We start from the raw sequence: 24,226 nt of genomic DNA on the forward strand, positions 1-24,226 counted from the left end.
CGGGGTCACCTCACTTGTACATGGTCTGGTTCATGGTTCCGGGGGCGTACGCGTCCGGGTCGACCCAGACGTTGATCAGCGACGGCTTGCCCGACTCGCGGGCCCGGCGCAGGGCGGGGCCGATGCCGGCGGGGTCGCGGACCTCCTCGCCGTAACCGCCCAGCATCTGCGCGAACTTGTCGTACGCCACGTCACCGAGGGTGTTGCCGACCCGCTCGCGCTCCTTGCCGTACTTGACGGCCTGGCCGTAACGGATCTGGTTCATCGAGGAGTTGTTGCCGACGATGCCGACGAACGGGAGGTCGTAGCGGACGAGGGTCTCGAAGTCCCAGCCGGTGAGGGAGAACGCGCCGTCGCCGAAGAGCGCCACCACTTCCTTGTCGGGGCGTGCCTGCTTGGCGGCCAGCACGAAGGGCACGCCGACGCCGAGGGTGCCGAGCGGGCCCGGGTCCATCCAGTGGCCGGGCGACTTGGGCTGCACGACCTGCCCGGAGAAGGTGACGATGTCGCCTCCGTCGCCGATGTAGATCGAGTCCTCGGTGAGGAAGTCGTTGATCTCGCTGACCAGGCGGTACGGATGGATGGGTGAGGCGTCCGACCTGAGGCTCGGCAGCCGCTTCTCCAGGGCGGTCTGCTCCGCGGCGCGCAGCTCGTCCAGCCACTCCTTGCGCTTGGACGCGCCCCCGTTGCTGTATCCATTGAAAGCGTGCCCGGAGGCGGCCTCCGTCACGGACTTCAGCACCAGGCCCGCGTCACCGACGATGCCGAGGTCGATGTCCCGGTTCTTGCCGACGGTCCGGTAGTCCAGGTCGATCTGCACGACCGTGGCGTCGGGGGAGAGGCGCTTGCCGTAGCCCATGCGGAAGTCGAACGGGGTGCCGACGATGACGATGACGTCGGAGTGGGAGAACGCGTAGCGGCGGGAGAGCTGGAAGTGGTGCGGGTCCCCGGGCGGGAGCGTGCCGCGGCCCGCGCCGTTCATGTACGCGGGGATATTGAGGGTGCGGACGAGGCCGACGGCGGCCTCGGTGCCCCGGGTCGTCCACACCTGGCTGCCCAGCAGGATCGCCGGCTTCTCGGCGTGCACCAGCAGGTCGGCGAGCTTCTCGATCGCCTCGGGGTCGCCGGCGGAGCGGGTGGAGGCGCGGTAGGCACCGGCCCTCGGTACGCGCGCCCGGTCCGCCGGGACCTTGGCGTCCAGCACGTCGCGCGGGATCTCCAGGAAGGAGGGGCCGGGCGCGCCGTGGTAGCACTCGCGGAACGCCATGGACACCATGTCGGCGGCGCGCGCGGTGTCGGGCACGGTCGCCGCGAACTTGGTGATCGGCGCCATCATGTCGACGTGCGGCAGGTCCTGCAGGGACCCCATCTTGTGCTGGGTGAGCGCCCCTTGACCGCCGATGAGCAGCATCGGCGACTCCGCGCGGAAGGCGTTGGCGACCCCGGTGACGGCGTCGGTCGTCCCCGGACCGGCGGTGACGACCGCGCAGCCCGGCCTGCCGGTGATGCGGGCGTAGCCGTCGGCGGCGTGGGCGGCCACCTGCTCGTGGCGTACGTCGACGACTTCTATGCCCTCGTCGACGCAGCCGTCGTAGATGTCGATGATGTGGCCGCCGCACAGGGTGTAGATGCGGTCGACCCCCTCGGCCTTCAGCGCCTTGGCAACGAGATGACCACCGGAAATCACGTCCTGGGTGTCGTCGGGCATGGCGAAGTCCTGTCCCTTCGTAGGGGGTGGGAACACCCTCGCGGATACTGCATTCGGTACATTGCATACAGTCGACGAATACTGTATGAACCTTGTTATCCCGCATCCGGTGGGTGGTGTCCAGGGGGCGTGCGGCACTTTCAAGACAGGAGCCGAAATGGACCTGTACGAACACCAGGCAAGGGAACTCTTCGCGGAACACGGCATCTTGATGCCTTCGGCGGAGGTCACCGACTCGCCCAAGGAGGCACGTGAGATGGCGCGCCGGCTCGGCGGCCGCGTCGTGGTCAAGGCACAGGTGAAGACCGGCGGCCGGGGCAAGGCCGGCGGTGTGAAGCTCGCCGCGGACCCGGCGGCGGCCGAACTGACCGCCCGGCAGATCCTCGGCATGGACATCAAGGGCCACCCGGTCGGCAAGGTGATGCTGGCCCAACCCGTCGACATCGACAGCGAGTTCTACGTCTCCTACGTCCTCGACCGCGCGGCCGGCCGCTTCCTCGCGATCGCCTCCGCCGAGGGCGGCATGGAGATCGAGGAGGTGGCCGCGACCCGGCCCGAGGCGGTCGCCCGGATCCCCGTCGACCCCGCCGAGGGCGTCACCTCGGCGAAGGCGGGCCACATCGCCGAGGCGGCCGGACTGCCGCCGCAGACCGTCGACGTCCTCGTACGGCTGTGGCAGGTGCTGGTCCGCGAGGACGCGCTGCTCGTCGAGGTCAACCCGCTCGTGCGCACCGCCCAGGGCCACATCCTCGCCCTCGACGGCAAGGTCACCCTGGACGACAACGCCCGCTTCCGACAGACCCGTTGGGGCGCCGAGCCGCAGGAGCACCACGATCCGCTGGAGGCCGAGGCCGCCGCCCGCGGCCTCAACTACGTCAAGCTCGACGGTGAGGTCGGCATCATCGGCAACGGCGCGGGCCTGGTCATGTCGACCCTCGACGTGGTCGCCGGCAGCGGTGCCCGGCCCGCCGACTTCCTGGACATCGGCGGCGGTGCCTCCGCCCGGATCATGGCCGACGGTCTCTCCGTGATCCTCTCCGACCCGGCCGTGAAGTCCGTCTTCGTCAACGTCTTCGGCGGGATCACCGCCTGCGACGCCGTCGCCGACGGGATCGTGGCTGCCGTCGACACCGTCCGGCTGACCAAGCCGCTGGTGGTCCGCCTCGACGGCAACAACGCCGCCCGCGGCCGCGCGATCCTCCAGGAGCGCGCCCACCCGCTGGTCGAAGTGGCCACCACCATGGACGGCGCCGCCCGCCGGGCCGCCGAACTCGCCCGCACCGCCTGAGGAGAGGGAACATGGCCATCCACCTCACCAAGGAGAGCAAGGTCCTCGTCCAGGGCATGACCGGTGGCGAGGGCATGAAGCACACCCGGCGCATGCTCGCGGCCGGCACGAACGTCGTCGGCGGGGTGAATCCGCGCAAGGCCGGGCGGACCGTCGACTTCGACGGGCAGACGGTTCCCGTCTTCGGGTCGGTCGCCGACGGAATGCGCTCGACCGGAGCCGACGTCACCGTCGTCTTCGTCCCGCCCGCCTTCGCCAGGGCAGCCGTCACCGAGGCCGCCGACGCCCGCATCCCGCTGGCCGTCGTCATCACCGAAGGCATCCCGGTCCACGACACCGTCGCCTTCACCGCGTACGCCGCCGAGCGCGGCACCCGGATCATCGGCCCCAACTGCCCCGGCCTCATCACCCCCGGCCAGTCCAACGCGGGCATCATCCCCGCCGACATCACCAAACCGGGCCCCGTCGGGCTCGTCTCCAAGTCGGGCACGCTCACCTACCAACTCATGTACGAGCTGCGCGACATCGGCTTCTCCACCTGCGTCGGCATCGGCGGCGACCCCGTCGTCGGCACCAGCCACATCGACTGCCTCGCCGCCTTCCAGGACGACCCCGACACCGAACTCGTCGTCCTCATCGGGGAGATCGGCGGCGACGCCGAGGAACGCGCGGCCGCCTACATCCGCGACCACGTCACCAAGCCGGTCGTCGGCTACATCGCCGGGTTCACCGCACCCGAGGGCCGGACCATGGGCCACGCGGGCGCCATCGTCTCCGGCTCGGCGGGCACGGCCCGGGCGAAGCAGGAGGCGCTGGAGGCGGCCGGCGTCCAGGTGGGCAGGACCCCGACCGAGACGGCGGCACTCGTCCTCGCACGGCTGACCGGAGCGCAGTGACTTCACTCATAGTCGGCGCTCGGTGACTGTCGGTTTCCCCGGTCCGTCGGTACCTTCGTCGGTCACGGCCGCGGTCCCGCGCAAGCCGTCCGGCGCACGACGGTGCGAGCCGTGCGCCGGACGGCCCCGCACCTCCTGCACCCCCGCCACCACCCTTCCAAGGAAGGCCCACGGGTCCACGGAAGGTCCCGCGGCCCTTTCCTCTCGACCGTGCACCGAGAGCGGAGTATCCGAATGGCACCCACCCTCACCCTCAAAGCCGGAACGTCCTGGACCGAGGCCTGGCAGCGCTGCCTCGCCGCCGCGCCCGAGGCGTTCCGGGACGACCGCGTCCTCAACCTCTGGAACGCCGCCTGGCACGCGGACGGCCGGGCGCTGCCCGCCATCAGCCCGGTCGACGGCACCCCCATCGCGGGCCCGCCCCGGCTGGACCGGGCCACCGCCCGGCAGGCCGTGCGGGCTTCGCTCGACCAGCACCGCGCCTGGCGGCACATCCCGCCGGCCGAACGCCGGGCCCGGGTCGCCGCCACCCTCGACGCCCTCACGCAACACCGCGAACTCCTCGCCCTGCTGCTCGTCTGGGAGATCGGCAAGCCGTGGCGGCTCGCCCAGGCGGACGTCGACCGGGCCATCGACGGGGTGCGCTGGTACGTGGACGGCATCGAGCCGATGATCGCCGGCCGGGCACCGCTGGACGGCCCGGTGTCCAACATCGCGAGCTGGAACTACCCGATGAGCGTCCTCGCCCACGCCCTGCTGGTCCAGGCCCTCGCGGGCAACGCGGTCATCGCCAAGACCCCGACCGACGGCGGGGTCGCCTGTCTGACCCTCGCCTGCGCACTCGCCGCCCGCGAGGGGATCCCCGTCACCCTCGTCAGCGGCAGCGGGGGCGAGCTGTCCCAGGCGCTGGTGCGCGCGCCCGAGATCGGCTGCGTCTCCTTCGTCGGCGGCCGCGACACCGGCGCCACCGTCGCCACGGCCGTCACCGACCTCGGCAAACGGCACGTACTGGAGCAGGAGGGCCTCAACACCTGGGGCATCTGGAACTACTCGGACTGGGACGCGTTCACCGCGGTCGTCCCGAAACTCTTCGACTACGGCAAACAGCGCTGCACGGCCTACCCGCGCTTCGTGGTCCAGCGCGACCTCTTCGACGCGTTCCTCGCGGCGTACCTGCCGGCGGTCCGCAGGGTCAGGGTCGGCCACCCTCTGGCGGTGGAACGAAGCGGCGACCCGTGCCCGGAGCTGGACTTCGGCCCGGTGATCAACACGGCCAAGGCCAAGGAGCTGCGTGACCAGGTCACGGAGGCCATCGACCGCGGCGCCGTCCCCTTGTACCGCGGCAAGGAGGCAGACGCGCGCTTCCTGCCCGGCCAGGACACCTCGGCCTACGTCCACCCGGTCACCCTGCTCAACCCGCCGCGCTCCTCCCCGCTCCACCACGCCGAGCCCTTCGGCCCGGTCGACACCATCGTCCTGGTCGACACGGAGGCGGAGCTGCTGGCCGCGATGAACGCCTCCAACGGTGCCCTGGTCGCGACGCTCTCCACGGACGACCGGGCCACGTTCGACCGGCTGGCGCCGCAGATCCGCGCGTTCAAGGTCGGCCACGGCACGCCCCGCTCCCGCGGGGACCGCGACGAACTGTTCGGCGGGTTCGGAGCCTCCTGGCGCGGTGCCTTCGTCGGCGGCGAGCTGCTGGTGCGCGCCGTCACCCGGGGCCCGGCGGGCGAGCGGCCGCCCGGGAACTTCCCCGACTACCAGCTGAAGCCCTGACCTCCACGTCCAGCCGCTCCGTGCCCGCCCGCACACTCTGCGTACACCCCGTCGGCCGGGGCGCACAGTCGCGCCCCGGCCCCCGCCCACCGCACGGATATGCAGGTGAGGCGCACTTCGAAACCTTGGTATTGTTGTCCATGTCGCCGCGGGGAACAGCCCCCGCAAGGCGGCAGACACCTGGTCCGGGTGGCGGAATGGCAGACGCGCTAGCTTGAGGTGCTAGTGCCCTTTATCGGGCGTGGGGGTTCAAGTCCCCCCTCGGACACTTCTTCTTCACAAAGCCTGGTCAGCGCTCTGACCAGGCTTTTTGTATGAGTGGTCCGACAACTGGTCGAAATCTGCGAGCGTGGCAGAGTAGGCGTGCGGGAGCCGCGGTCGGGTGCTGGACGGCCGCGCCGGGGACGCTCCGGGGCGGCCGCGTGCGAGTCCTGCGGCGCCGGTCAGCCGCGACGGCGCGCCGACTCCTCCAGCCGCTCCACCAGTTCGGCAGCCATGGTCTTGATGGTTTCCAGCCCCTTGCGCCCCCACGGCTGTGGGTCCTGGTCGACCACGCAGATCGTGCCCAGCACCACGCCGGTGCTGTCTATCAGCGGTGCGCCCAGGTAGGAGTGGACGCCGATCGCGTCGACCACCGGGTTGCCGGCGAACCGCGGGAAGTCCCGGATGTCCTCCAGTACCAGCGCCCGGCGGCGCTTGACCACGTGCGGGCAGATGCCCATGTCGATGTCGCGGGGCATGACGCGGCCGGGCACCGGATCCTCCAGCAACGGCGGCCCCACGTGGGCCGTGGTGTCCTGCGCGGCGCTGTACAACCCTGCGAAGTACTGGCGGTCGGCGTCGAGGAAGAAGTTGACCCCGGCGTAACAGCCGCCGGTACGGTGTGCCAGCTCCCGTGCGAAGGCGTCGAGTTCGGCATTCGGGCGAGCATCGATGCCCAGCTCGCGCAGCCGCTCGGATCGGGCACGCACCTGTGGATCCTCCGGGGGGAGGAGCAGATGGCGCAGGGCGATCCCGGACTCAGGCCCGGACGGGGGGTTGGTCGGTGTCGCTGCCATGGGAACTCCTTGTCGTGATCAGATGCTGAATCAGATCGAGCAGCACGCGTATGCCCGAGTTCTGGACGCGGGCGTCGCACAGCACCACCGGCACCTCCTGCCTGAGGTCGAGCGCGGTCCGCACCTCCTCCCCGCGGTAGCGGTGAGCCCCGTCGAACTCGTTGACGGCGACGACGAAGGGGATGCCGCGCCGCTCGAAGAAGTCCACCGCCGCGAAGGAGTGCTCCAGCCTGCGGGTGTCGGCGAGAACCACTGCCCCGAGCGCTCCCTCGGAGAGTTCGTCCCACATGAACCAGAAGCGCTCCTGCCCGGGCGTGCCGAACAAGTACAGGACGTGGGACGCACTGAGCGTGATCCGGCCGAAGTCCAGGGCCACCGTGGTGGTGGCCTTGTTCTCCACTCCGTCCAGCCGGTCCGTGGCCGCGCTGACGGCGGTCAGTATCTCCTCGGTGCTCAGCGGCTCGATCTCGCTGAGCGCGTTGACGAAGGTGGTCTTTCCCACGCCGAACCCGCCGGCGATCAGCACCTTGACTCCCACCGGCAGGACTTCGGCGGGCAGCGGGTCACAGTCGTTTGAGGAGGCCATCGCGTACCGCTTCCAGGAGGTCTCGATCAGGTCGTGCGGAGTGGCCCGTGGGCGCCGGGGGCGTATCACCTGCGACCACCGCGCCTCCCTCGGCCAGATCGGACAGCAGTACCTTGACCACGGCGGCGGGCACCTGCATCCGGGCCGCGACCTCGGCAACGCTCACCGGCTGTTCGCACAGCGCCAGCACCTGCGCATGCTCCAGGCCGAAAGCGCCCTGCGTCTGGGCGCCAGTGGCCCGCACCGTGGTCACCAGCGTGAAGTGGGACGTGGCCCTGGTCCGGCCGTCGCTCACGGTGTAGGGACGGACCAGTCGCCCGGCCGCTTCGTCGATCTGCGGTCCGTCTGGGAGGACCGGCGTCATCGGTCACCCCACCGGGTGCCGGGGCGGTGTGGCCAGGTGCGGGCGCACGCTTTTCACCAACATCCCCATCTCGTAGCCCAGTACCGCCGCGTCCGCATCGCGTCCGGCCAGCACCGCCAGCACCGCGCCGTGCCCGGCGGACGAGACGAACAGCAGCGAGGTGCTGAGCTCCGTCACGATTTGTCGCACGTCACCGCCGTCGTCGAAGTGCCGGCCCGCGCTGCGCGCCAACGAGTGCAGCCCACTGGCGAGCGCGGCCAACTGGTCTGCGGCGTCCTTGTCGAGCCCCTCCGCTGCCTTCACCAGCCCGTCCGAGGACAGCAACAAGGCGCTTCGGGTGTGCGGCACCCGGTTCACCAGACCTGTCAACAGCCAGGAAAGGTCTTCGCTCGCCACGATCGTGTACTCCTCTTCGGCAGAAGGAAACGTTTTGCTGCACGGACCCCGGGCCTTCAGGGCGGCCTCGGCCATCAGGGCGTCTCCGCTTCCTCGGCCCTGCGTAGTCCGGTCTGGAATGCGGCCATCAGGCCCGGGTCGTGTGCGATGTCCTCGGACGCACCGGCGCCGCGGACCGGGGGCGGCAGTTCGGCGGCGTGGTCCTGGCGGCGGCGCTGAGGCAGCCGCGGACGGTCGTCCTCGCCGTCGGAGGGGACACGGGCGGGCTCGGGTTCGGAATCGGACACGCGCGGATCCGCAACGACGGTCGGCTCTGTCGCCCGGGGGTTCACCGCCTCGGGTGCCACTGGGTCTTGCGGCTCCGCGTCAGGGGCCGGGACGGTGTGGAGCGCCGGCGCGGGAGCTGTCGCCTGCGGACCGAGCAGTGCCTCGGGCAGCACCATGACGGCCTGAGTGCCGCCGTAGACGTTGCTCAGCAACTGCACGGCGATGTCGTGCCGCTGAGCCAGGACGGAGACCACGTACAGGCCGATCCGGCCGTCTTGCAGCAACTCGCCGAGGGCGACCTTGTCGGGTGCACTCAAAACGGTGTTCATCTTGCTGCGCTCGGCCGGGGACATGCCCAGGCCCCGGTCCTCGACCTCGATCGCCACGCCCGCGGCGACGGGCTCCACCCGCACGTGCACGGTGGTCTGGGGCGGTGAGAAGACCGTCGCGTTCTCCAGCAGCTCGGCCAGCAGATGGACGACGTCGACCACGGCGTGGCCGCTGACCGATCCCTCGACGGGCGGGACCAGCTTGACCCGGGCGTACTGGTCGATCTCGGCGACGGCGGAACGCAGCACGTCGGTCAGGCTGACGGGGCGGGTCCACTGGCGGTGGGTGTTCGCGCCGCCGAGCACGGCCAGGTTCTCGGCGTAGCGGCGGATCCGGGTGGACAGGTGGTCCACCCGGAACAGTCCCTTGAGCAGGTCGGGGTCCTCGACCTCGTTCTCCAGGTTGTCCAGCAGGCCGATCTCGCGGTGCACCAGGGACTCCAGGCGGCGCGCCAGGTTGGCGAACACCTCGAACTGTTCCAGCCGGGAGTTGTGTTCCGCACCGACCGCAGAGGCGGCGGTCTCCAGCAGGGCTGCCTCCGCCTCGTGCCGGGCCACAGCGATCTCGAATCCGAGACGGGAGAGTTCGTCCGGGCCGGTCTGCGGCGGCAGTTCCGGCCGGCGCCGCACAGGCCGCTCCCCGGCCCGCAACCGACGGCTCAGCGACTCCAGTTCGGCCCTGCCCTCGGCTGCGGTACGGGTCAGCTCGGCCAGCTCGGCACGGTTTCGGTCGGCTGCGCGGGACAGCTCCGCCCAGTGCTTGGTGACTGCTCGTGCCTCCGCCGAAGCCCGTATGCCCGCGATCCCGGCCGCCATGGTGCTGATGAGTACCACGCCGCCGAACACCGCGCCCTGGTCCGCCCGGTCCAGGTGGCCATCACGGACCAGCGCGGCGGCCACCGCACCGGTCACGGCGACCACGCTCGACGGCAACACGGACGACAGCACCAGACGCCGCCTCAAGGACCCGGCTCGCGACACGGCCGTCGCACGGGAAGTCACGGGCGACGCCGGCCGGTCGTCCGGCGGCATGGAAGGATCAGGCATAAAAGTCCCTGGACAGTGCGATGATCGGGCCGAGCGCGCACGTTATCGCGCACCAGTACCCCGGTGTCAGCCCCTGGCGCGTACAGAAATCGAACCGTTGTCCTTTGCACTCATTCCGAAGCGCCCGTCCCAGGCCTGCGAGTGTGGACAGGGCCACCAGCACTGGGACAACATCGTGCCCGCGGCCGTCGCCGGCAGGCTGGTGCCCAATCGCCACGCCTCCACAAGGAATTCCGTCGAGCAGCGAACTCACGGTAGGGCCGGACACGCGGCTGCGGGAGGTGCCGATGACGACAGCGCCCCCAAGTCCCCTACGCTGCCGGTGACGCGCGCGGTGCGCAGTACGCCGGCCGGGACCCCGTGCGTGCCTGACAGGGACTACGGCGGCTCAGGAACAGGGCCAACTGCGCGGCGAGCCCGGACTGGTGGAGTGGATCCGCACTGCCTGCTCGTCAACGGCAGCTCAAACACTCCACCCATGCGACCTGAATGCCTGGCGGCGCTTTGCCCCACCTGACCATGGCCTCACCTGTCGGTGATCTCGGACAGCCATGCCGTGTCCTCCGGGCCTGGCGTTTCGAGGCCGGGTGCGGGCAGCCGGCGGACCTCGCCCGTGCGCAGGGCGACCGTGGCCCGTGGCCGCATAGGCCCGGTGCCCCTGCGTGAGAGCAGGACGAGCTCCCAGACTGTCGCCGTCATGGCGTCGAGCCGGGTGGCGCAGTCGGCGCTGACCCGCCGCGGATCCTGGGTCCGGCCCAGGGACAGGTGCGGGGTGAAGTCCTCGTTGGGCCCACGACAGCGAGGGAACCGCTGCTGCAGTACGCGGTGCAGCTCGGCCCACGGGCCCTTGCCGGCTGCTGTCGGGTCGAGCCACACGGTGAAGTACGCCCTGTGCCGGAAGGTGCGCACCCCGTCCAGCCGGGCGGTGAAGACCGGCATCTCGCCCGTCGCCGCGGCGAGCAGTGGGGCGGCCCGCTCGAAGTCGGGCTCCGGCACGAAGCCGAAGAGGACATTGACGTGCGGCGGCCAGCGGTGGATCTGCGGATCGTAATCCCGGCGGATGTCCTGGATCGGCGGCCACAGCTCTGCCGGCGGGATCCAGGCCACCGCCGTGCGGGCGGTCGGGGACACGCCGAGGACGTCGGCGGGGTCACCCCTGCCGAAGCGCATCTCGAAACTCGGTTCCACCTGTGGGTCCGGCACCCGGCCGGCGGCCGAGGCGTCGATGCGGTCCACGCCCGTGGCCCGGTCCCAGATCACCTCGCCGTCCGCCTCGATGAACACCACCCGGTGCCACGGGATGTCGCCGCCGGGCACGAAGGCCGTCAGGGAAACGCGTTGGAAGGCACCTCCGCGCTGGCGGATCCCCAGCACGAACCGGGCCGGGTCGAACCGCGGGTCCCAGCGGACCTGGTGATAGATCTCGTCGCTGGTTCGCATCACGCCTCCCCTCCTGTCGGCACACCTTCTCCTCCAGGGTGCCGCCCCCTGTCCTCGACGGCTGTTTCTCGCTCACCGCGATCGATTGGATGCGGTGCGTGAGGGAGCTGGTATGTGCCGAGGCGGCGTCCCGTGAGGGTCGGCGATCGGCTCTGACGCCGCAGGCGGCGGCCGACATGGTGTCGGCCGCCGCCTGGCGGAGGTCATGCAGATTCAGTGCCTGGAGCGGCGTGGCGTCAGCCCGTCGCGCCACCCGAGACCCACTCGGCCCACGGCATGTTCCAGTCGCCGAGGCCGTTGCCGGGGGCCACCGTGGTCTTGTCCTGGGAGTTCTTGACGATCACGACGTCACCGATCATCGAGTTGTCGAAGAACCACGCGGCGGGCAGCTTGTCGCTGCCGCCACCCCTGATGTCCTTCAGGCCCACGCAGCCGTGGCTGGTGTTGACCTTGCCGAAGACCGAATCGGCACCCCAGTAGTTGCCGTGGATGAACGTGCCCGAGTCGGTCAGACGCATGGCGTGCGGTACGGCCTTGATGTCGTACGCGGGCTTGCCGTCCTTCTCCGTGAGGCCGACGGTCGAACCGTTCATGTGGACATGCCTGAACTTCTCGGAGATGACCATCTGACCGTTGTACGTCGGGTGCTCGGGGCTGCCGGACGAGACCGGGATGGTCTTGATCGTCTTGCCGTCCCGTACGACGGTCAGCTGCTTCGTCCTGGCGTCGACGGTGCTGATCTGGCTCCGGCCGATCTTGAACGTGACCGTCTTCTGGATGCCCTGACGGGTGAGCTTGACGGTGACGGTGGAGCCGGGCTTCCAGTAGTTCTCGGGGCGGAAGTCCAGGCGGTTGTCGCTGAGCCAGTGACCGACGACCTGCTGGCCGCTGCTGGAGCTGACCTGGATCTCCGACTCCACGGCGGCCTTGTCGCCGACCGCCTTGCCGAAGTTGAACGTCACCGGCATGCCCACGCCGACGGTCGAGCCGTTCTCGGGGGAGAGGTGCCCGATGAAGTCGTTGGCCGGGGAGACCGTGGTGATCATGGCGTTCCCGCTGACGGGGCGCTTCTTGGCGTCCACGGCGTCTGCGGCGACCTGATACCGGGTAGCCGGCGCCAGCGGGCCGTTCGGCTTCCAGGACGTGCCGTCCGCGGACACGGTGCCCGGAATCTCGGCACCGGTCGCGGTGGCGGTCATGGTCACCTTGGTGAGCTTGCCGTCGCTGACGGTGACCTCGACGGGGTCGTTGATCCCGACGTTGTAGGCACCTTCCCCGGACGTGATCTTTATTCGGGCGTCGGAAGCGTCCTGGGCGCCCGTCTGATCTGCCGGGGCCTGCGATTTCTGGGGGGTCCCGGGGTTGTCGTCGCTGGTGGCAGCGTTGCTGGTACCGCCGAGCACCGTGAGTGCGAGTACGCCGCCGAGTACGCCGGCCGTAGCCATCTGCGCGGTGCGTCGCTTACGTACCGTGATCAAACGCTTCTCCCATGCCACTGGTCGTTGATTCCCTGGAACTGGTTACCGGAGGAGGGTAACCAGATTCAAAGAACTACTTTTACGCATTCATCCCTCCTTAAGGGAGTGAATTGTGGCGAAGTCCACGCGCCGTGGGGTGCTCTCCTCACCCGCCGTTGTCAGTGGCGGACGCTACGGTCTGCCCCGTGAACGGGGAACGAGGCGACGAGCCGGTGAGCCGGCGTGCGGTTCTGGATCATGTGCTGGGTCTGATCGCGGACGCTCCCTGGAGCGGAAGCCTGGTCCTGCGCGGAAGCATGGTCATGCAGGCCTGGGTGGGAGCCGCGGCGCGCGAGCCCGCCGATCTCGACTGGGTGGTCCTGGAGCACGCCGCCGGGATCGATGCGCTGGACCCGTATCCGTACGTCGACGCGCTCGACACGGTGCAGCAGTGGCCGGAGGCCGCCGACGGAGCGGCACGGTACGAGATGTGGACGTACGAGGAGTTCGACACCGCCGGACAGCGGCCCGTTCTCCCACCCGAGGACCTGCACTGGCTGCCCGACGAGGACGTCGTGGAATCCGGCCCCCCGTACCTGGACCTGCTCGAACGCGTGGCGCAGCGGCCCTGGGCGGCCCCGGGTGTGTTCCTCGACGCGGAGAAGGCGCGCGTGGACGGCACGTGGACGTACACGGAGTACGACACACCAGGGGTGCGGCTGCTCATCCCCTGGAAGAGCGAAGGGGTGCCCGCGGGCGAGGTACGGCTGGACTTCGCCCGCGACGAGCTGCTTCCCGAGCCCCCGGTGTGGACCCTGATACCGCGCGGCGACGGGGGAGCGCCCACCGCGGTGCGGACCGCGAGCCGGGAGCTGTCCCTGGCCTGGAAGTTGTTGTGGCTGTACACCGACAGCCGGGACGACGGCCGGGCACAGGGCAAGGATCTGTACGACGCGGTGCTCCTCGCCGAGGAAGAGGGGGCCTCCCTTGCACCCCGGCTGCTGAGGTCGGTCTTCCGGCGTGCGGCGTACGGGGAGGCGGACGCTCTTCGCCCGGCCGCGGTGCTGCGGTGGGACGTGGACTGGGCCGGGTTCCGGCAGAAGCACCCGTGGGTGCGGGGCACGGCGCAGGAGTGGCTGCGGCGGCTCGCCCGGGCGCTGGGACCGATCGGCGCGTGAAAAATCGGTACTCGGTTCCTGATCGCTTTCCCTAGACTCATCCTGCATCGCGCGGCGTCGACACATCTCGGCCGCGCGTTTCGTGACCACTGACACCGAGGGGAGCCGGCCGTGCGTGACCGTACCGCCGTCGTCGTCCCCCCGTCGCGGTCCGAGGTGATCCTGGTGTCCTCGTCCGTCCGGTGCCCGCTGCGCGGCCGGCACCGGATGCCCGTGACGACGTTCTGACCCGGTTCACCACCAGCTCACACGGCACAGCCCACACCTGCCCGGTGGCGGGCGGCCGGGCCGGGTCCGCCCGCTCCTGAGCACGGGAAATCGCGCTGCCCCTTTTTCCTGATCCGCAGAAAGGCCCTGGGCCGTGCGTACCAACCTCAGCACCCTCGCCACCGTCCGCAACCTCGGCATCCTCGCCCACGTCGACGCCGGCAAGACCACCGTCACCGAGCGCTTCCTGTACGCGACGGGGACCACCCACAAGCGCGGCGAGGTCCACGACGGCACCACCGTCACCGACTTCGACCCGCAGGAACGCGACCGTGGCATCACCATCTTCGCCGCCGCCGTCAGCTGCGGCTGGGACGGCCATCGCATCAACCTCATCGACACCCCGGGCCACGTCGACTTCGCCGACGAGGTCGAACGTTCGCTGCGCGTCCTCGACGGGGCGATCGCCGTCTTCGACGCCGTCGCCGGCGTCGAGCCGCAGAGCGAGTCGGTGTGGCGACAGGCCGACCGGCACGGTGTGCCGAGAATCGCCTTCGTCAACAAGCTGGACCGCGCGGGCGCCGACCTCGACCGGGCCGTCGCCTCGATCCGGGAGCGGCTGCATCCTGCCCCGCTCGCCGTCCAGTTGCCGATCGGGGCCGAGGACGGTTTCACCGGCGTGGTCGACCTGGTGCGCATGCGCTCCCTGGTCTGGGACGGCGGTGGCGGTACGGCGGTGGAGGGGCCGATTCCCGAGACGCTGACGGAGGAGGCCCGGCGGCGGCGCCGGCTGCTGGAGGAGGCGGTGGCCGAGCTGCATCCGGCCGCGCTGGAGGAGTTCTGCGCGGAGTCGGCCCTGTCCGAGCCGACCCTGGTCGCCGCCCTTCGGGACCTCACCCGCACCGGTGACGGCGTGGTCGTGCTGTGCGGCTCCGCCTACCGCAACCGCGGCATCGAACCGCTGCTGGACGCGGTGGTGGCGTACCTGCCGTCGCCGCTGGACGTGCCCGCCGTGCGCGGTGTCCACGGCGACACCGAACAGCGGCGGCCCGCCGACCCCGAAGCGCCGTTCGCTGCGCTCGCGTTCAAGGTGAACGCGGGCGGCATCGGGCGCCTGACCTGTGTGCGCGTCTACTCGGGCACGATCGGGAAGGGAGACACCGTGTGGGACCCCGGCACCGGGCGCACCGAGCGGGTGGCGCGGATCCTGCGGGTCATGGCGGACCGGCACGTCCAGCTGGACCGGGCGGTCGCCGGTGACATCGTCGCGCTCGCGGGCCTGAAGTCGGCGCGGGCCGGTTCGACCCTCTGCGATCCCGGCGCCCCGCTGCTCCTGGAGGCTCCCGTGGTCGCCGAGCCCGTGGTGTCCGTCGCCGTCGAGGCGCGCCGCAGCACCGACACCGGGCGGCTGGCGACTGCGCTCGCGCGGCTGGCGGAGGAGGACCCCTCGCTGGTGGTGCGCACCGACGACGAAACCGGGCAGACCGTGCTGTCCGGGATGGGCGAGCTGCATCTGGAGGTTGCTGTGGAGAAGATCCGCCGTGACGGTGGACCGGAAGTCGTCGTGGGGCGTCCGCGGGTCGCGCATCGGGAGACTGTCGTACGCGGGGTGAGCGGACTGGTCCACCGGCATGTCAAACAGGACGGCGGGGCCGGGCAGTTCGCCCATGTCGTTCTCGACGTCGAGCCGCTCGGGGCCGAAGTCGGGGCCACCGGCTTCGAGTTCCGGTCCGTCGTGGTCGGCGGACGGGTGCCGCAGGAGTACGTGCGCGCCGTGGAGGCTGGCTGCCGGGACGCCCTGGCCGAGGGGCCGCTCGACGGGCATCCGGTGACCGGTCTGCGGGTCACGCTGACCGACGGCTCCACCCATGTGAAGGACTCCTCCGAGATGGCCTTCCGCACCGCGGGGCGGCTGGGACTGCGCGAGGCGCTGCGTGCCTGCGCGGTGGCCCTGCTGGAACCGGTGGCCGAGGTCACGGTCACCGTCCCGGAGGACGCGGTCGGCGGGGTGCTCGGTGATCTGGCCGCTCGGCGTGGCCGGGTCAACGGGACCGAGAGCCGGGGCGGCTCCGCGGTGCTGACCGCGACCGTGCCACTGGCCGAGCTGTTCGGCTACGCGACGCGGTTGCGCAGCCGGACCCAGGGGCGGGGCACGTTCACCACCCGGCCGGCCGGTTACGCACCGGCGCCGCAGCCGGCACCGGCTCGGTAGCCCTGCCCTGGTGCGGTGGGCCGCACCGGCACGAGGGGCGCACCACGCGCCCCTCGTGCCTGCACCGGCCGGCCCGCGACCTCTGCAGCGGAACGACGAGCGCCGGGGGACCGAGGACACAGTGGCGGTCCTCGGTACCCGGGCTGCCCCCGGACGGCCGGAAAATCACCCTCGCCGGGCGATGCGCTCACTCGGGGAGCCGGATGAGGTGGAAGACGGACACCGGTGGTCCGTGGCCCGGAAGGCGTGAGGCGAAGATGACCGAGGACAGCACGGGCGCGAGTGGCGTGGCCGCTCTCGCCGAGGCGAACGCTCCTGTGTTCGAAACGATCGTCCGGATGACGCTCGACACCTTCGAGCGGTCCGGACTCGATGCGGAGAGCTATCTGCTCGCCCGCATCGCCGCCCTGGTGGCCCTGGACGCCGCACCGGCCTCCTACCTGCTCAACATCGGCACGGCGGAACAGCTCGGCCTCCCGTTCGAGAAGATCCAGGGCACGCTCGTGGCGATCGCCCCCGTTGTGGGCAGCGCCCGTGTGGTGTCCGCGGCCCAGAACATCGGGGTGGCCTTCGGGCTGGACCTGCCGGGAACGGACGCGGCATGACCGTCGGCCGCCGCGATCATCTGCGAAGGGCGTGAACCATGTGCCGCTGGCTTGCCTACTCGGGAACTCCTCTGGTCATGGACGAGGTCCTGTACCGCCCGAAACACTCGCTGATCGACCAGAGCCTGCACGCGCGGATGGGCGTCGAGACGACCAACGGCGACGGTTTCGGCATCGGCTGGTACGAGGAACACGCCCGCACTCCGGCCGTGTTCCACGACATCGGCCCGGCCTGGAGCAACCGCAACCTACGGGAGATCGCCGGGCACGTCCGCGCCCCCCTGTTCTTCGCGCACGTCCGGGCCTCCACCGGTACGGCAGTGCAGCAGACCAACTGCCACCCGTTCCGGTACGACCGCTGGATGTGGATGCACAACGGCTCCATCGCGGGCTTCCACACATTCCGCCGGGATCTCCTCCTCGCCGTCGACCCGGAGCTCTTCGCGTCGATCGAGGGCACCACGGACTCCGAGGCGATGTTCTACCTGGCCCTCACGTTCGGACTGGAGGAGGACCCGCCCGGTGCCGTCGCCCGTATGACGGGCTTCGTCGAGCGGATCGCCCGGGAGCACGGGGTGCAGGCCCCGCTGCAGATGACGATCGCGGTGGCCGACGGGGAACGGCTCCTGGCCTTCCGGTACGCCAGCGAGGGCACGCCGAGGTCGCTGTACTACAGCGCCGGCGTGGAGGACCTACGAGCCCTGCACCCGGAGACCGACTTCTTGAGGGACGTCTCGGACGAGACCCGCCTGGTGGTCTCGGAACCCCTCGGTGACCTGCCCGGCGCCTGGATCGAGGTCCCGGCGGACAGCTATGGAATCGTCCAACCGGGCGGGGACGTTCTACAGGACTTCCGGCCGGAGGAGCCCTGACGGTGCCCTGCGGGGTACGCGCCACGCCGTGCCGCCGTGCCGCCGTGCCGGCGGCGCGATTCGGAGCAGCCGACTCGCGCTGCCGCGCGCTCGACACGGTCTTACGGCTGCCCCAGCCCGGGGCCGTCGTCCGGGAATGCCGTGCCTGCCGTGCCCAGCCTGGTGCCGAGGCGGCGCCGACGGCGCGGCTGACCTCGCTGGGCCTGTGGCGCGCCGGGCGGTTTGCCGGTCGGCGGCGCGGCGAACTGCTCACTTGGCCGGTCGTAACGACGCCGCCTTGCTGCGGCGATGAGGCGCGCTCCCCCGACACCCACCCGGCTGCGCACCGACACCGGCCGACGCGGAAACCCTGACCGGTGCCGACGGCGCTCCACCGGCACCCCCGGGCTGGCCACCGACACCGGCCGACGCGGAAACCCTGACTGGTGCCGACTCGGCCGGGAACACGATGCCTGCTCAACCCCCGGAGGGACCCTCACGCCAGCCGTCCGTCCACCGTCGCCCGCCAGGCCGGTGCCTTCACCGGCCGCGCCGCGGGCCTCGGTCGTTGCCCGCCCCGGGCGAGGAACGCCGCCAGCGGAAGGACCGCCGCCCCCACGGTGACCGCGTCCGGACCGAGTCGGCCCAGTTCGATGCCGACCAGGCCCGCGGGGAAGCGGAGTGCCTGTGCGAGGGCGTGAGCGCGGACCTCGTCCAGGAAGGCGCCGCCGAGTTGCAGGCCCGCCCAGCCGCCGATCAGGACGCGTTCGGGCTGGAAGAGGTTGATCAGGTCGGACAGGCCGGCGCCCAGGTACTCGGCCGTCTCGGCCAGGACGGCCGCCGCCACCGGGTCGGGCGGGCTGTCGTTCGAGGGGCGGGCTGCGGCGAGCAGTTCGGTGAGGGCCCTCTCTTCGCCTGCCCCGGGCGACGGTTGCCCGCCCGCCTCCCGCCAGCGTGCCACCAGTGCCTCCGCGCCCGCGTACGCCTCCAGGCAGCCCCGGGCACCGCACCGGCATCGGCGCCCGCCGACCCGTACCGTCAGATGTCCCCACTCCACCGCCCGTCCCTGGGCTGCCTCCTCGGTGACCACGCAGGCGCCGACGCCGGAGCCGAAGAGGACGACCACGGCGTTGCGGGCGCCGCGGCCCGCGCCGAACCACATCTCGGCCTGGCCCAGGGTCTTGGCGCCGTTGTCGATGAAGTAGGGGATGTGGGAGGGGAGTTGGCCGGTCAGGCGAAGCCGTCGCTCCAGTGGGACCGCGTCCCAGCCGATCGTCTGGCCGTGAACGACGGCGCCCTGCTCGCCCGCGTCCTCGATGATGCCGGGCACGCCGATGCCCACGCCGAGGAGGTCGTCGGGGGCGAGCGCGGCCGTACGGAGCACCTCGGCCATGCCCTCGTGCACATGGCCGACGACGGCGTCGACGTCGTATCTGCGCGGGCCCAACAGGCGTTCTGTGTGGGCGAGTTCGCGTAGTCCGAGGTCGAACAGCTCCACGCGCACCCGGGTCTCGCCGACGTCGACCCCGATGAGCCGGCCGCTGTCCGGTCGTATCCGCAGCAGTCGGCGCGGGCGGCCGGCGTCGGAGCCGACGCTGCCCGCCTCCTCCACCAGGCCGTCGGCGAGGAGTTCGGCCGCGACGTTGCTGACGGAGCCCGAACTCAGCCCGACCGCCGGGCCGAGCGCGTGCCGGCTCATCGGGCCGTCGAAATACAACCGTTGCAGAACGGCGCTCCGGCTCTCCCGCCGCAGGTCACGCACCGTACGGCCGCCCAGCCCTGCCACCCGACCTCCCTGGTTCGCGCAAATTCGTGGCCCGCCGGAGCGGATGCCGTTGCCGGATCCCTTGACGAGCGATTCTCTTGAGGTTTAACTCACATCCTAAATTAAGCCATGAGGGGCTTCGAGGGTCGAACGGGTGTCGGCTTCCGCGAGCGGTCCCTCGGGGTTCTCGACTCCCGGAAAGGGACACCTGGAGCCATGCGCAGCATCCGAGCCGCGGCCGTAGGCGCCGTCACCATGTCTCTCGCCCTCGCGGCTACGGCCTGCGGAGGCGGTTCGTCGAGCGGCAGCGGGTCCGACGACTCGCCGAAGACGCTGACCTACTGGGCCTCCAACCAGGGCGCCAGTATCGCCGTCGACAAGAAGGTCCTCCAGCCCGAACTCGACAAGTTCGAGAAGCAGACCGGGATCAAGGTGAAGCTGGAGGTCGTGCCCTGGTCCGACCTGCTCAACCGGATTCTGACGGCCACCACGTCCGGCCAGGGCCCGGACGTGCTGAACATCGGCAACACCTGGAGCGCCTCCCTGCAGGCGACCGGTGCACTGCTGCCGTGGGACGCCAAGAACTTCGACAAGATCGGCGGCAAGGACCGGTTCGTCGAGTCCGCGCTCGGATCCACGGGCGCCCAGGGCAAGGACCCGGCCGCCGTACCGCTGTACTCGATGGCGTACGCGCTCTACTACAACAAGCAGATCTTCGCCGACGCCGGCATCTCCAAGCCCCCGGCCACCTGGGACGAGCTGATCGCCGACGGCAAGAAGATCAAGGCGAAGGGCAAGTCGGTCCTCGGCGCCGAGGGCTCGAACGTGTCGGAGAACATCCACCACGTCTTCGTCTTCGCCAAGCAGCACGGCGCCGACTTCTTCACCGCCGACGGCAAGCCGGACTTCACCAACCCCAAGGTGGTCGACGCGGTCAAGCAGTACGTCGACCTGATGGCCAAGGACAAGGTCATCCCGACCGGCGACGCCGAGTACGCGCAGAACCAGTCCGTCAGCGACTTCGCCAAGGGCAAGCAGGCCATACTGCTGTGGCAGTCCGCCTCCGCCAACCTCAAGTCCCAGGGCATGAGCGAGGACGCCTACGGCATCGCCCCCGTGCCCGTGCAGTCCGGCACCCCCGGCGCCGGCGCCCAGACCAACTCGATGGTCGCCGGCATCAACATCGCGGTCTTCAAGAACAGCCACAACCTCGACGGCGCCACGAAGTTCGTGAAGTTCATGACCAGCGACGACGAGCAGAAGACCCTCAACACGGCCTACAGCACCGTCCCGCCGGTCAAGGCCGCCCAGGAGGACGCGGCGTTCAACTCCCCGGCGACCGCGGTGCTGAAGAGCACCCTCGCCACCAGCGCTGCCGCGCTGCCCCAGGTCGCCGCCGAGTCGCAGTTCGAGACGACGGTCGGCACGGCCGTCAAGGAGCTGTTCGCCGACGCCGCCGCCGGACGCGCGGTGACCACCGACTCCGTCAAGGCCAAGCTGGAGAAGGCCCAGCAGCAGATGCCGGCGGCCTGAGCACCATGACCACCACCGCTCTGAAGGAGCCGGTGCGCGAGACCTCCCCCGGCGCGGCGCGCGAGAACCGCCGCCGCGCCGGGCGGATCCGTCGCATCGGACTGCCGTACCTGCTGCTTCTGCCCGCCCTGCTGCTCGAACTCCTCGTCCATCTGGTGCCGATGGTCATCGGCATCGTGATGAGCTTCAAGGAACTCACCCAGTTCTACATTCGCGACTGGGGGACCGCCCCCTGGTCCGGCCTCGGCAACTACAAGCTGTCGGTGGACTTCGACGCGCCCGTGGGCGAGGCACTGCTGCACTCGTTCTTCGTCACCGTCGGCTTCACCCTGCTGTCGGTCGGCCTGTGCTGGCTGATCGGCACCGCCGCCGCGATCTTCATGCAGGACACCTTCCGCGGTCGCGGTCTGCTGCGCGCCCTGTTCCTGGTGCCGTACGCGCTGCCCGTCTACGCGGCCGTCATCACCTGGGTGTTCATGTTCCAGCACGACAACGGCCTGGTGAACCACGTCCTGCAGGACCAGCTGCACCTCACCGGCAAGCCCTCCTTCTGGCTCATCGGCGACAACAGCTTCTACGCCCTGCTGACCGTGTCCGTGTGGAAGGGCTGGCCGTTCGCCTTCCTCATCGTGATGGCCGGACTGCAGAACATCCCGCGCGAGCTGTACGAGGCGGCCGCGCTGGACGGCGCCGGGATGTGGCAGCAGATCCGCCGCATCACCCTGCCGTCCCTGCGCCCGGTCAACCAGGTGCTGATCCTGGTCCTGTTCCTGTGGACGTTCAACGACTTCAACACGCCGTACGTGATGTTCGGCAAGGCCGCCCCCGAGGCCGCCGACCTCATCTCGGTGCACATCTACCAGGCCTCGTTCGTCACCTGGAACTTCGGCACCGGATCCGCCATGTCCGTCCTGCTCCTGCTGTTCCTGCTGGTCGTGACGGGCCTGTACCTCCTGTTCACCTCGCGCGGGCGGAGGGCCGCCGATGTCTGATCCCAGCTCCCCGATGGCGCCGCCCCGTTCGTTCCTGTGGTCCCGGCGGATCTTCCTCACCCTGCTCACCGGCTTCGTGCTGCTGCCGGTGTACGTGATGGTCTCCAGCTCGCTGAAGCCGCTCGCGGACGTGACGGGCAAGTTCCGCTGGCTGCCCAGCGGGCTGACCGTCCGGCCGTACATCGACATCTGGTCGACGGTCCCGCTCGCCAAGTACTTCGTGAACTCGCTGATCGTGGCGGGCGCGGCGACCGTCTGCTCGGTGGTCATCGCGGTGTTCGCCGCCTACGCCGTCAGCCGCTACGAGTTCCGCGGCAAGCGGGTCTTCACGGTGACCGTGCTGTCGACGCAGATGTTCCCCGGCATCCTCTTCCTCCTCCCGCTGTTCCTCATCTACGTCAACATCGGCAACGCGACCGGCATCGCCCTGTTCGGCTCCCGCGGCGGCCTGATCCTGACGTACCTCACCTTCTCCCTCCCGTTCTCGATCTGGATGCTGATCGGCTACTTCGACTCGGTGCCGCGAGACCTGGACGAGGCGGCGCTGGTGGACGGCTGCGGCCCGCTCGGCGCGCTGCTCAGGATCGTCGTGCCGGCCGCGGTCCCCGGCATCGTCGCGGTCGCCGTGTACGCCTTCATGACCGCGTGGGGCGAGGTGCTCTTCGCGTCCGTCATGACCAACGACACCACCCGCACCCTCGCCGTCGGCCTCCAGGGCTACTCGACCCTCAACAACGTGTACTGGAACCAGATCATGGCCGCCTCGCTGGTCGTCAGCGTGCCGGTGGTGGCCGGCTTCCTCCTCCTCCAGCGCTATCTGGTCGCCGGTCTGACGGCGGGCGCCGTCAAGTGACCAACACCCCGTATTCCGAAGGGACTTACGTGTCCGAACGCATCGACCTCGCCGCACTACCGCACGACTTCCTGTGGGGCACGGCCACAGCGGCGTACCAGATCGAGGGGGCCGTCGCCGAGGACGGCCGTTCACCGTCGATCTGGGACACCTTCTCGCACACCCCGGGGAAGATCGCGAACGACGACAACGGCGACGTCGCGTGCGACCACTACCACCGCTGGCGCGAGGACCTCGGCCTGATGCGGCAACTCGGCACCAACGCCTACCGGTTGTCCGTCGCCTGGCCACGGGCGATCCCCGGCGGCGACGGCCCCGTCAACCCCAAGGGCCTGGCCTTCTACGACGAGTTGGTGGACGCCCTGCTGGCGGCGGGCATCACCCCGTCCGTCACGCTCTACCACTGGGACCTGCCGCAGGCGCTGCAGGACCGCGGCGGCTGGCCGGAGCGGGCGACCGCCCTCGCCTTCGCCGAGTACGCCTCGACCGTGGCCGAGCGCCTCGGTGACCGCGTGAAGTCGTGGGCGACGCTCAACGAGCCCTCCTGCTCGGCCTGGATCGGCCACCTGGAGGGCAAGATGGCCCCTGGCTGGACCGAACTCACCGCGGCCGTGCGCGCCTCCTACCACCTGCTCCTCGGCCACGGCCTCGCCACGCAGGCGATCCGCGCCGCCGCCCCCGACGCACAGGTCGGCATCGTCAATAACCTCTCCACCGTGCACGCCGCCACCGACCGCCCCGAGGACCTGGCGGCCGCCCGCCGCCACGACGGCCATGTGAACCGCTGGTGGCTCGACCCGGTGCACGGCCGCGGCTTCCCGGCCGACATGGTCGAGACGTACGGCGTCGAACTCCCCGAGCAGCCGGGCGACCTGGAGACCATCGCGGCCCCGCTGGACTGGCTCGGCCTGAACTACTACTTCCCGGCGTACGTCGCCGACGACCCCGCCGGCCCGGCCCCCCACGTCCGTGCCGTACGCCGCCCGGACGTCCCGCGCACCGGCATGGACTGGGAGATCGACGCGAGCGGCATCGAGACCCTGCTGCTGCGCCTCACCGAGGAGTACGGCGCACGGAAGATCTACGTCACCGAGAACGGCTCGGCCTTCCTGGACGTGGTCCGCCCCGACGGCACCGTCGACGACCCGGAGCGCCAGGACTACCTGGAGCGCCACCTCGCCGCCTGCGCCTCGGCGGCCCGCAAGGGTGCCCCGCTCGCCGGCTACTTCGCCTGGTCGCTGCTGGACAACTTCGAGTGGGCGTACGGCTACGCCAAGCGCTTCGGTCTCGTCCACGTCGACTACCGCACCCAGGTGCGCACGATCAAGGGCAGCGGACACCGGTACGCGGACATCGTCCGCGCCCACCGCGGCCAGGCACGCCGGGCCGCCTGAGCCGGGGCCCGGACGGCCGGTGGC

General features: G+C 70.6%; 20 protein-coding genes and 1 tRNA gene. 12 read left to right on the forward strand and 9 right to left on the reverse strand.

What is annotated here, in order from left to right:
• Window positions 1–10 precede the first annotated feature (10 nt).
• The gene (locus tag ACIRVH_RS03400; RefSeq protein WP_403947738.1) at window positions 11–1,708 is read right to left on the reverse strand and encodes a thiamine pyrophosphate-binding protein; all 1,698 of its coding nucleotides are present in this window, start codon (window positions 1,706–1,708) and stop codon (window positions 11–13) included.
• Between the two features lie 157 nt (window positions 1,709–1,865).
• Between ACIRVH_RS03400 and sucC the strand changes: the two genes are divergently transcribed.
• The 4 genes from sucC to ACIRVH_RS03420 all read left to right on the forward strand — a co-directional run bounded on the left by sucC (window position 1,866) and on the right by ACIRVH_RS03420 (window position 5,936).
• Window positions 1,866–2,996 carry an ADP-forming succinate--CoA ligase subunit beta gene (gene sucC / locus ACIRVH_RS03405; RefSeq protein WP_403947740.1) on the forward strand — a complete coding sequence of 377 codons (1,131 nt, stop codon included), beginning with the start codon at window positions 1,866–1,868 and terminating at the stop codon, window positions 2,994–2,996.
• Between the two features lie 11 nt (window positions 2,997–3,007).
• Window positions 3,008–3,892, forward strand: coding sequence for a succinate--CoA ligase subunit alpha (sucD, locus tag ACIRVH_RS03410; protein WP_403947741.1), 885 nt, complete (start codon window positions 3,008–3,010; stop codon window positions 3,890–3,892).
• 234 nt (window positions 3,893–4,126) lie between these two features.
• Entirely contained in the window at window positions 4,127–5,668 is a 1,542-nt protein-coding gene (locus ACIRVH_RS03415) for an aldehyde dehydrogenase family protein (protein ID WP_403947743.1), read from the forward strand.
• Window positions 5,669–5,851: 183 nt separating this feature from the next.
• A tRNA-Leu gene (locus ACIRVH_RS03420) sits at window positions 5,852–5,936 on the forward strand.
• A 175-nt stretch (window positions 5,937–6,111) separates the two neighbouring features.
• Here the strand turns inward: ACIRVH_RS03420 and ACIRVH_RS03425 are convergent.
• The 7 genes from ACIRVH_RS03425 to ACIRVH_RS03455 form a co-directional block, all read right to left on the reverse strand.
• Entirely contained in the window at window positions 6,112–6,726 is a 615-nt protein-coding gene (locus ACIRVH_RS03425; RefSeq protein WP_403947745.1) for a GAF domain-containing protein, read from the reverse strand.
• Window positions 6,689–7,312 (reverse strand): GTP-binding protein, encoded by a 624-nt coding sequence (locus ACIRVH_RS03430; RefSeq protein ID WP_403947747.1) that lies wholly within the window; start codon window positions 7,310–7,312, stop codon window positions 6,689–6,691. Before ACIRVH_RS03430 ends, ACIRVH_RS03425 begins: the two co-directional genes overlap by 38 nt.
• Window positions 7,290–7,676, reverse strand: coding sequence for a DUF742 domain-containing protein (locus tag ACIRVH_RS03435; protein WP_099940523.1), 387 nt, complete (start codon window positions 7,674–7,676; stop codon window positions 7,290–7,292). The genes ACIRVH_RS03430 and ACIRVH_RS03435 overlap by 23 nt, the downstream gene beginning before the upstream one ends.
• A 3-nt stretch (window positions 7,677–7,679) precedes the next feature.
• Entirely contained in the window at window positions 7,680–8,072 is a 393-nt protein-coding gene (locus tag ACIRVH_RS03440) for a roadblock/LC7 domain-containing protein (protein WP_403947816.1), read from the reverse strand.
• A gap of 74 nt (window positions 8,073–8,146) precedes the next feature.
• Window positions 8,147–9,580: an ATP-binding protein gene (locus ACIRVH_RS03445; protein WP_403947749.1), complete on the reverse strand. Its 1,434-nt coding sequence runs from the start codon at window positions 9,578–9,580 to the stop codon at window positions 8,147–8,149.
• 660 nt (window positions 9,581–10,240) lie between these two features.
• Window positions 10,241–11,155 (reverse strand): RNA repair domain-containing protein, encoded by a 915-nt coding sequence (locus tag ACIRVH_RS03450; RefSeq protein ID WP_403947817.1) that lies wholly within the window; start codon window positions 11,153–11,155, stop codon window positions 10,241–10,243.
• A gap of 236 nt (window positions 11,156–11,391) precedes the next feature.
• Window positions 11,392–12,600 carry an Ig-like domain-containing protein gene (locus ACIRVH_RS03455; protein WP_403947819.1) on the reverse strand — a complete coding sequence of 403 codons (1,209 nt, stop codon included), beginning with the start codon at window positions 12,598–12,600 and terminating at the stop codon, window positions 11,392–11,394.
• Window positions 12,601–12,818: 218 nt separating this feature from the next.
• On the opposite strand from ACIRVH_RS03455, the gene ACIRVH_RS03460 reads away from it, so the two are divergent.
• From ACIRVH_RS03460 to ACIRVH_RS03475, 4 genes are all read left to right on the forward strand, one after another.
• On the forward strand, window positions 12,819–13,790 hold the full coding sequence (locus ACIRVH_RS03460) for a nucleotidyl transferase AbiEii/AbiGii toxin family protein (RefSeq protein WP_403947750.1): 972 nt from the start codon (window positions 12,819–12,821) through the stop codon (window positions 13,788–13,790).
• A 361-nt stretch (window positions 13,791–14,151) separates the two neighbouring features.
• A complete protein-coding gene (gene fusA / locus ACIRVH_RS03465) occupies window positions 14,152–16,209 on the forward strand; it encodes an elongation factor G (RefSeq protein WP_403947751.1) in 2,058 nt (685 codons plus the stop codon).
• A 257-nt stretch (window positions 16,210–16,466) separates the two neighbouring features.
• On the forward strand, window positions 16,467–16,814 hold the full coding sequence (locus tag ACIRVH_RS03470) for a carboxymuconolactone decarboxylase family protein (RefSeq protein WP_403947752.1): 348 nt from the start codon (window positions 16,467–16,469) through the stop codon (window positions 16,812–16,814).
• 38 nt (window positions 16,815–16,852) lie between these two features.
• Window positions 16,853–17,686 (forward strand): class II glutamine amidotransferase, encoded by an 834-nt coding sequence (locus tag ACIRVH_RS03475; protein ID WP_403947754.1) that lies wholly within the window; start codon window positions 16,853–16,855, stop codon window positions 17,684–17,686.
• Window positions 17,687–18,161: 475 nt separating this feature from the next.
• Here ACIRVH_RS03475 and ACIRVH_RS03480 read toward each other — a convergent pair whose 3' ends face one another.
• The gene (locus tag ACIRVH_RS03480; protein WP_403947756.1) at window positions 18,162–19,451 is read right to left on the reverse strand and encodes an ROK family protein; all 1,290 of its coding nucleotides are present in this window, start codon (window positions 19,449–19,451) and stop codon (window positions 18,162–18,164) included.
• Between the two features lie 195 nt (window positions 19,452–19,646).
• On the opposite strand from ACIRVH_RS03480, the gene ACIRVH_RS03485 reads away from it, so the two are divergent.
• From ACIRVH_RS03485 to ACIRVH_RS03500, 4 genes are read left to right on the forward strand one after another with little or no spacing between them, the layout of a single operon-like run.
• The gene (locus ACIRVH_RS03485; RefSeq protein WP_403947758.1) at window positions 19,647–20,963 is read left to right on the forward strand and encodes an ABC transporter substrate-binding protein; all 1,317 of its coding nucleotides are present in this window, start codon (window positions 19,647–19,649) and stop codon (window positions 20,961–20,963) included.
• A gap of 5 nt (window positions 20,964–20,968) precedes the next feature.
• On the forward strand, window positions 20,969–21,955 hold the full coding sequence (locus ACIRVH_RS03490) for a carbohydrate ABC transporter permease (protein WP_403947760.1): 987 nt from the start codon (window positions 20,969–20,971) through the stop codon (window positions 21,953–21,955).
• Window positions 21,956–21,968: 13 nt separating this feature from the next.
• Window positions 21,969–22,808 carry a carbohydrate ABC transporter permease gene (locus ACIRVH_RS03495; protein WP_403947821.1) on the forward strand — a complete coding sequence of 280 codons (840 nt, stop codon included), beginning with the start codon at window positions 21,969–21,971 and terminating at the stop codon, window positions 22,806–22,808.
• A gap of 29 nt (window positions 22,809–22,837) precedes the next feature.
• On the forward strand, window positions 22,838–24,202 hold the full coding sequence (locus ACIRVH_RS03500) for a GH1 family beta-glucosidase (protein WP_403947762.1): 1,365 nt from the start codon (window positions 22,838–22,840) through the stop codon (window positions 24,200–24,202).
• The last annotated feature ends 24 nt before the right edge of the window (window positions 24,203–24,226 follow it).

Source organism: Streptomyces sp. NPDC101165 (assembly GCF_044768135.1).
In the GTDB taxonomy this organism is placed as follows: Bacteria; Actinomycetota; Actinomycetes; order Streptomycetales; family Streptomycetaceae; genus Streptomyces.